Origin of the sequence: Pedobacter sp. UBA4863, assembly GCF_002399615.1 — a bacterium.
GTDB lineage: Bacteria > Bacteroidota > Bacteroidia > Sphingobacteriales > Sphingobacteriaceae > Pedobacter.
Genome location: NZ_DHDZ01000048.1, coordinates 4,934 through 10,533, shown reverse-complemented (window position 1 = coordinate 10,533; position 5,600 = coordinate 4,934). Strand labels below are relative to the sequence as shown.

Here is a 5,600-nt window from a genome sequence, read left to right as displayed (position 1 = left end):
CATGGCGTATAACTATGCGATTTTGCATATCCCCCTCTTGGAGGGGGCAGGAAGCATTTAAACTTGATATACAATTTTTTGTATATCAATTATTTATTGTTTTACGAATAATGCAAACGGATAAAATTTACATTAATGGCCGCCAGCAACTTTCTTATCAAAGCTAATACCTTGAGCTTTTAAAATTGAAGTCGCTTTTAGCGCATAAAAAACCAGGTAAGCAAAACATAAAATGCCTACAATATAGCTATATTGGATACCTATTACCTCGGCTACTAAACCTTGCAACGGACTAATAATAGCACCACCCATAATCATCATAATTAAATAACTACTGCCTTGACTGGTATTTTTACCCAAACCACTTACTGCCAATGTAAATATACAAGGCCACAAAGTACTACAGAATAAGCCTACACTTGTAATGGCGTAAACGCTCACCATTCCAGTAGTAAACATTCCTATTAAAAGGGCTATCACGCCTACTAGAGAGAAAATAAGCAACATTCTGGCCGGATTACCTTTGCTCATGATATCGGCTAAAATCAATACTAAAATAATTACGCCATATACATAAAAAGGTGCTAAATCATGATTAGCAAGGGCGTTTACCAACAAGAAAATACCGAAAGCCAAATAAGGCGCAATAAATCTCAAAATCTTTTGCAGGCTAACTTTATCTGTAAAAGCTTCAACTGCTCCGGTCCAACGGCCAATCATCATGCTTGCCCAATACAAAGAAATGTAAGGCGCAATATCTTTGGTAGAAAACCCTAGCTCTTTAATCATGTATTCGGGAAGGTTACTTGCCGTAGATACTTCTACACCCACATAAACGAAAATGGCAACCATACCTAACACTAACTGAGGGTATTTAAGTGCCGATCCTTTTTTGTTATCGCTTTCTTCTACTGCTGCTGTTAAGGCAGGTTTATCTGGCAAAGCCGAAAATTTCAACAATATGGCTACCAATAAAAAGGCAGCGCCCAAAATTAAATACGGTATTTTAACACTTTCAATATCGAGCGTAGTATGGGCACTTGTAGCGGTACCAAAAATGGCAAAACTTACAATTAAGGGGCCTATGGTAGTACCAAAGTTATTAATACCACCGGCCAATGTTAAACGCTGCGAACCGGTTTTTACCGAACCTAAGGCAATGGCCAATGGATTGGCTACAGTTTGCTGCAATGAAAAACCAAGGGCAACAATAAACAAACCTGACAGCATGAGTGTAAAAGAACCCGAATTAGCGGCCGGATAAAACAACAGCGTACCAACGGCAGAAATACTTAGGCCAAGAGACAAACTATTTTTATAGCCAATTTTATTAATTAAATCGGTTTTCATTACCGCAGAAAGGCCAATATAGATTAAAGAGCCAACAGTGTAGGCAATATAAAAAGCAAACGAAACGAGCTGGCTCTCAAATTGCGAAAGTTTAAATGCTTCTTTAAAAACTGGGATGAGAATGTCGTTACTTGCGGCTACAAAGCCCCAAAAGAAAAACACAGTTGCTAAAGGGATAAACTGTGCCCAATTGGTTTTTACATTTTGTTCCATATTTGGTTAAAATTTAAGGTTTGAAAATTTTGCCTAACTTAAATATTTTTTTCAATTGAATAGTGTAGTTTTTACACTTTAGTTTTTTGGTTATGTAACTTTTACTAAGCACTTAATTAGCCCCCTTTCGAAAGGCGAATGCCTTAAATCTATTTATACCGGAGTAACCAACTACCAATCAACCGCTTAATTTAAAACAACATTAAGCTAAATAGTAAAAACTGAATAAAAATTAATCTTTTAAAGCTGAAAATCGGATATTAGCAAAAATTACGAAAGCGATATATGTTAGAAGCTATCATTTTAGGTATTGGAGCAGGCCTTATTTCATCTTTTTTAACAGGCCCTGTTTTTTTTGCCATGATTAAAACTAGCATAGAAAGAGGTTTTAAAGCAGGCTTTTCACTCGCCTCGGGCGTAATTGTAAGCGATCTTATCTTAATTGCCGTGGTGCTATTTGGCTCGCAATTTTTTAAATACCAACAAGAATTTGACAAATACGTTGGTTTTGTGGGTGGTGTTTTTATTGTTGGTGTAGGTATTTACTATCTTTTATCTAACGTAAAAATAAATTATGCCGAGGGCAATGCTGTTAAAGTGAGTAAACGTGGCTATGTATTAAAAGGTTTTCTAATGTGTATCCTTACACCTTCTACCCTCATGTTTTGGGTAGTGGTTAGTAGTATTATTTCGGTAAAACTGAGTAGCCTGCCCGAAAAAATACTGTGTTTTTTAATTGCCTTGGTGGTACAACTTTCTATAGATGCTTTAAAAACATTTTATGCCAGTAAACTTCGCTACCGAATTAAAGAAAGCACCTTAAAAAGGTTAAATAAAGTTGCAGGGGTTATTATTATTGGATTTGCGATCTGGCTTATCGTAAAAACCTATTTTCAGTTTTATGCTTAGCCAATTAAAATAGCGAAGTGCCACAACAAAAAAGCATTTTAAAGTTTTTTGTAAAAGCTGAAGTTGTGCAACTGCTACCTTTGTAACGGTTCGTTATGCTGTTATTTCTTCTTCATAAAAAATCGGATTTCATTTTCTCCATTATGTTGAGGCTAATTTTATTTGCAAATTCTTGTTTCATATAAAATTCGTGATTTTCATTGTTGAAGATAACTGTATCAAGCTGCATCAATTCAAACCACTTTTCATCAGGTTTATAGGGATCGTTTTCTCCATAGAAAAGATGGATGAAAACATTTGGTTTTTGTATTTCACACCTTAATCTTGTTGATGAAATTGCGCAAATAAAGCTGGTTTTCAGTCCTGCTAAAGCTGCTTTCCATGCAATTAATCCACCTATACTAAAACCAATGATACAAGTAATTTCGTTTTTTTCATTATGCAATAATTGCTCAACAGCTTTTTCTATGCCGCCCGTAACAAACTGTTGGTGTATATTCTCTTTATCAATTAGTTGAGTATCTATTTGAGCCAATTCACAACAGTCATAAAATTGGATCTGAAATTTATGGCGAAGTAAATCAGTGTAGGTATTAACCCAATTGCTATTACGATGGCCCAATAAATCGGAGAGGATGATTAATTTCATTTTCAATTGGCATTAATAAAAGTTTCAAATTCGTATGGAATTTTAGTTTACTGGTATTTCTTATTATCCAATTCATTCGTTACGGTGTAGGTTTCTTATAATTGCATATAACGGTTTGCGGCTTTAAGTTTCGCCCGAAATAGGAGCAGAGGTAAAGCCTAAACACTAACTTAAATATTAAATACTGAAGAACAAAGTTTTGCATCGCCCGGGCGTAACTTAAAACCGCTGTTAGGTGTAGATTATTATAGTTTGGTTACTTAACAAAAATAATTGATTAGTAAACCAAAAATTAGAAACAATACTACGCCAATAAAAGAGTTGATTAAATAATTATAGTTCCCTTCTTCCACACTTTCATAAGATTCCAAGTCGGATTTAGTAAACACTCTAATAAACAGTTGACGGAAAATAACCCCTATTGATGCTAAAAACCTTACAAAACTAAGTCCCATAATTATATTTGAATGTCGGAAGTGTTTTTAAATTCTATTGTCATTATCAATAATTTGAAAAGATTACCACGACAGCACTATTGTTATGCGTCAGAATTTACACCTAACTTATATATATGCGTAATAAAACTACACAAATACAACCATATCTTGCTGGCTTTATGTAGTTTTTTTTATTATTGGCAGTAACGTAAACTATCTGGCAGCACCTCTCTATATTCATTTCTTACAAAAACATCTAACCAGTAAACCACCGCAAAACTTATAAAGTAAAGCTGCTCTGGGTCTCGTATTTTATATTTTGTACTCATTTCTTCTCAATTTAGCCTTTAACATTTAGCACAAGCGGACGCTTGCGCTAGAAATTAAGCTTAAGCTACAGGGGGCATCTAATTCAGAAAGCTTATGTCGCAATAGCAAATTCTATAGCTGTGAGTAATATTATTCCGATGACAGTCGCAGTAAGAGCTATAACTATTTTTTTAAAATTCTTCTTTTCCTTTGAATTTGTCGCTATGAAATAAATGATAGTTATAAAACCCCCTATTGAAATTAGTCCTTTTAGAATGCTTAAAAATAGATAAATCGTCTTCATTAGTCGTCGTTAAAAGCTGGTGTAAAGTCGTCTGTTCGGGTTCAAGGCATTACTGCTAACGGTTGGCGGGGTTGAGAAATTGCGAAATTACTTGCAGAACCTCTGTCAGCCCGCACTAAATTTAATAAAAAGAAGTGAAGGAAGTGAGAGCACTTCGCCCGCAATTTTTTAAACCTGTGGTTAGCAGACGTTTTTTTAATCGACTTCAATATTTTCTCTTTATATAATTTCTTTTGTGAAAGTTTTGTTCAGTAAGAGATTTAAGTCTTCAATGTCTTCTGTCGCAAATTCACTAGCTCCACGCAATGTAAATAGTTTGTTAGAACCTAAAAAGATATTCAAGTTATAAACCATGCTAAATTTATAACTTGCGTTTCTGTCTTTTTCTGCATGTAGGTCGGACCGATTATATTGAACTTTTTGGCTTTGCATTTTTCTTGAAAATATAAAGTCAACATAATCTTGATATATATGAATTTCAATTACTCGTAATTCTTGATAATAGCTTATTAATAAGTAACCTATAATTAGTAAATAAACACCTGTCATCCAGTACCAGTTTTGTGAGATGAAGTAAATTAAAAACGCTATAAAAATGGATATAGCTAGAACATTACTAGATAACTTCTCTTCATTTCGAAATATGAATTCGGCTTTTTTGTCTTCTTTTTCGTTCATAGGTAAAATGCCTGCTAACGGGTTGCAGCTACAAGAAGTTGGCGATTTCGGAGACGAAAACTGTCTACCAGCACTAAACTTGATACGAAGCACAAAACTTCATTTAATCACTGAACCGCCAATTTCTTGTAGGTGCTGTTATAGCCAGTTTTTATTCTAATTTCATTATCAAAAGTCCATTCATTTCGCATAAATAAGCAACATATTTTTCGTCAGGAGAAAGCACAAGACTATGACAATTTTCTCCGCCACTTGTCCAAAGTTTTTTTGCTTTTTCTCCTTTTTTAGTTACGATAAGAGAAACAGCCATTCCTTCCATTTTAAGTTCAACCTTTGTCCCTTTTGCTGTTTTAACTTCTCTGGGATTAAACTTTGACACTTTTTCAAATTCTTGTTGTTCATTAGTCGTCAGTTCTGAGTATGCGTCTTTTGTTGTCAAAACACCTATTGTCTGCCCACGCCATTTTGCGTCTGCTAATTCTATATTTGTCAACCTGAATTTATACCACTTTCCTTCTATATTACAAGCAACAAAGTCCGATTTTGGAGACCATATTGGATATTCGTCAATGGCTTGAGATTGCACAATTAAAACAGTTTCTGTCTTAAGTCTTGTCATTTCTGAATTCAAGGTTTTTGTAGTGTCCTGTCCGTAAACATTGAATGTCAAAATTGTCAAAATAATAATATAAATTTTCTTCATTGTTGTCGTCTTTTAAAATTGGCTATAACTTATATATATGCGTAATAA

The 5,600-nt window shown here is 34.2% G+C and carries 6 protein-coding genes; 1 reads left to right on the top strand and 5 read right to left on the bottom strand.

Features of this window, described 5'->3' with window-relative positions; translation table 11 throughout:
* Nucleotides 1–132: 132 nt before the first annotated feature.
* Nucleotides 133–1,563 carry an MFS transporter gene (locus B3I52_RS12965; RefSeq protein ID WP_293301894.1) on the bottom strand — a complete coding sequence of 477 codons (1,431 nt, stop codon included), beginning with the start codon at nucleotides 1,561–1,563 and terminating at the stop codon, nucleotides 133–135.
* A gap of 285 nt (nucleotides 1,564–1,848) precedes the next feature.
* On the opposite strand from B3I52_RS12965, the gene B3I52_RS12960 reads away from it, so the two are divergent.
* Nucleotides 1,849–2,472, top strand: a complete 624-nt coding sequence (locus B3I52_RS12960; protein ID WP_293301892.1) for a LysE family translocator — start codon at nucleotides 1,849–1,851, stop codon at nucleotides 2,470–2,472.
* 112 nt (nucleotides 2,473–2,584) lie between these two features.
* Here the strand turns inward: B3I52_RS12960 and B3I52_RS12955 are convergent, their stop codons facing one another.
* The 4 genes from B3I52_RS12955 to B3I52_RS12940 form a co-directional block, all read right to left on the bottom strand.
* Nucleotides 2,585–3,121 (bottom strand): hypothetical protein, encoded by a 537-nt coding sequence (locus B3I52_RS12955; protein WP_293301890.1) that lies wholly within the window; start codon nucleotides 3,119–3,121, stop codon nucleotides 2,585–2,587.
* Nucleotides 3,122–3,752: 631 nt separating this feature from the next.
* On the bottom strand, nucleotides 3,753–3,887 hold the full coding sequence (locus tag B3I52_RS12950; protein WP_293301888.1) for a hypothetical protein: 135 nt from the start codon (nucleotides 3,885–3,887) through the stop codon (nucleotides 3,753–3,755).
* A 503-nt stretch (nucleotides 3,888–4,390) separates the two neighbouring features.
* A complete protein-coding gene (locus tag B3I52_RS12945) occupies nucleotides 4,391–4,849 on the bottom strand; it encodes a hypothetical protein (protein WP_293301887.1) in 459 nt (152 codons plus the stop codon).
* A gap of 151 nt (nucleotides 4,850–5,000) precedes the next feature.
* Nucleotides 5,001–5,552 (bottom strand): hypothetical protein, encoded by a 552-nt coding sequence (locus B3I52_RS12940; protein WP_293301886.1) that lies wholly within the window; start codon nucleotides 5,550–5,552, stop codon nucleotides 5,001–5,003.
* Between the last annotated feature and the right edge of the window lie 48 nt (nucleotides 5,553–5,600).